Consider the following 2,223-nt stretch of genomic DNA (forward strand, 5'->3'; position numbering starts at 1 on the left):
GGACGCCTGGCGCAGCTCATGGCCCAGCAGGTCCTCCGGCTGGACCCAGGTCACCCGCAACGGTTCCGTCATCGCGGGTCCGTCAGCGTGGCGAAGGCCGACTCGTGGGCGCGGCGCCGGGCCGTGTCGCGGGCGAAGACCTCGTACGCGACCTCCGTCAGCGTCCGCCCCGGGCCGTACAGGTCGAGGCGGCTCGCCTCCGCGACCCGCTTCGACCACTCCGGGGGGATCGTCGCACCGCCGCACAGCGCCCCGGCCACCGCCCCGCTCATCGTGGCGATCGAGTCGCAGTCCCGGCCGTAGTTGACCGAGCCGAGGACCGTGCGGCGGTAGTCGCCGTCCCCGATCAGCAGCATGCCCAGGGCGACGGGCAACTCCTCGATGGAGTGCAGCCGCGAGGGCCGGCGCGCGCCGAGGGACGGGGCGCGGTAGTCGGGGCCCACCGTGTCGAACGGGGCGACGGCCTCCCGCAGTGGGCGCAGCGCGGGCTCGAAGTCCTGGTAACCGGCGGCCACTTCGCACACCGCCTCGATCGCGGCGCGCGTCCCGTCCTTGGCGAGCGCGAGGCACGCGTCGACGACGCTCGTCGGCGTCGCACCCGGCACGCACGCCGCCGCGACCGCCGCCGCGAGGACTCCGGCAGCCTCCCTCCCGTACGACGACTGGTGCGCGCCGGCGACATCGACGGCCTCCGCGTACGCCGCCCCCGGATTCGCCGCGTTGACCAGGCCCACCGGCGCCATGTACATCGCCGCGCCGCAGTTGACGATGTTCCCGGCGCCCGCCTCGCGCGGGTCCACGTGCCCGTAGTGGATACGGGCGACGAGCCACTTCTCCGCCAGGAAGATCCGCTGGAGCGGCAGCGCCTCGGCCTCCAGCTCCGGGATCCAGCGCGGCGTCGAGATCAGGTCGGGGACGAGGTGGTCGGCGACGGCGTACGCGTCGAGGTGGTCGCGCACCGCGTCGTACACGCGGACCAGCGCGTGCGTCAGCAAGGTGTCGTCCGTGACGTGGCCGTCGCCCTTGTGGTACGGGGCCAGGGGGCGCGCCGTACGCCAGTCCTCGTTCCACGGGCCGACGATGCCGGACACCCGGCCGCCGTGCCGGTCCATGATCTGCTCGGGGGTGTAGCCCTCGACGGGGCCGCCGAGCGCGTCTCCGACGGCCGCGCCGACGAGAGCGCCGGTGATCCGGCCTTCGAGCGCGGGCGGCTCTTCGCGGGTGGGCGTCGCGGAGGATGTGAGCGTCGTCATGCCGGAATTGTCCACCCAGGTGAGTCGCGTGGGGCTGAACCTCGCCGTCTACGGGGAGTTGTGGTCCGCCGACGCGAGCGTATGCGCCAACAGCCCGGCGAGCTCGACCAGGTCCGTACCGGCGAGGCGGGGCAGCGCGCAGCCCGCCAGGGTGCGGCAGGCGTCGCGCCAGGTCGCGGGCACGGCGGCGCCCCCTCCGAGCGCGCCGGTCAGCGCGCCGGCGAGCGCCGGGGCGGAGTCGGCGACCCGTGAGAGGCACGCGGCGGCGGGTACGGCGGCGGCGACGTTCCCGCCGGACGCCACGGTCAGCGCCAGGGCGACCGGCACCGTCTCGGCCGCCGCGATGCCGTAGCTGTAGACGTGGTCCACGATCTGATGCTCCAGCAGCGGCACGAGCGCGAACGCGCCGGTGGCGGACCGCGCCGGCTCGTGCGCGAAGTCCCGTGCCAGCTCGACCGCGTGGCGCGCGTTGCGGCCGATCTCCGTGGAGTGCGGCAGCTGTTCGAGCGCGGCGGCCACGGCCGTTTCGGTGTCGACGCCACCGAGCGCCGCGGCGACGGCGGCGGCCATGGCGCGGGCGCCGTGCACCCCGTCGCCGTCCTGCGTGTAGCGGGCGTCGAACTCGGCGAGTTCGGCGGCGGCGGCCGGCCGGCCCGGATGGACGACCGCGAGCACCACGGCCCGTACGCACGCGGCGTCGTCGAAGTAGTGCGGGTTGTCGTGGCCGGTCGCGGGCGGGCGCAGGCCCGTGGCGAGATTGCCGAGCCCGGCGCGTACGGAGATCCGGGCGCGGAGGGGGAGTACGGCGGACTCGACCTCCGGCGCCCGGTCCGCGGCGGCGGCGATCTCGTCGGCGAGGGTGTTCCAGGCGAGGTCGACGGCGGCGCGCATCCGCCGGTCGGCGGAGAGGCCGGGGAAGTGGTCACCGAACGCGGTGAGTACGGTCCCGGCGGTGAAGGCCGCCCATTCG

At 75.4% G+C, this 2,223-nt stretch carries 1 protein-coding gene and 1 pseudogene; both read right to left on the bottom strand.

Translation table 11 applies throughout. The features are described from left to right. Positions 1 to 68: 68 nt before the first annotated feature. On the bottom strand, positions 69 to 1,253 hold the full coding sequence (locus tag GXP76_RS35270; RefSeq protein ID WP_242575696.1) for an ADP-ribosylglycohydrolase family protein: 1,185 nt from the start codon (positions 1,251 to 1,253) through the stop codon (positions 69 to 71). Between the two features lie 78 nt (positions 1,254 to 1,331). Beyond that, a pseudogene (locus GXP76_RS35275) lies at positions 1,332 to 2,223 on the bottom strand (ADP-ribosylglycohydrolase family protein); the annotation flags it as partial.

The sequence above is a fragment of the Streptomyces sp. NP-1717 genome (assembly GCF_022695985.1).
Classification (GTDB): domain Bacteria; phylum Actinomycetota; class Actinomycetes; order Streptomycetales; family Streptomycetaceae; genus Streptomyces.

Bases quoted from the DNA above. Each gene is read 5' to 3' on its own strand.
- GXP76_RS35270 (WP_242575696.1), bottom strand. From the start codon at position 1,253: ATGACGACGCTCACATCCTCCGCGACGCCCACCCGCGAAGAGCCGCCC.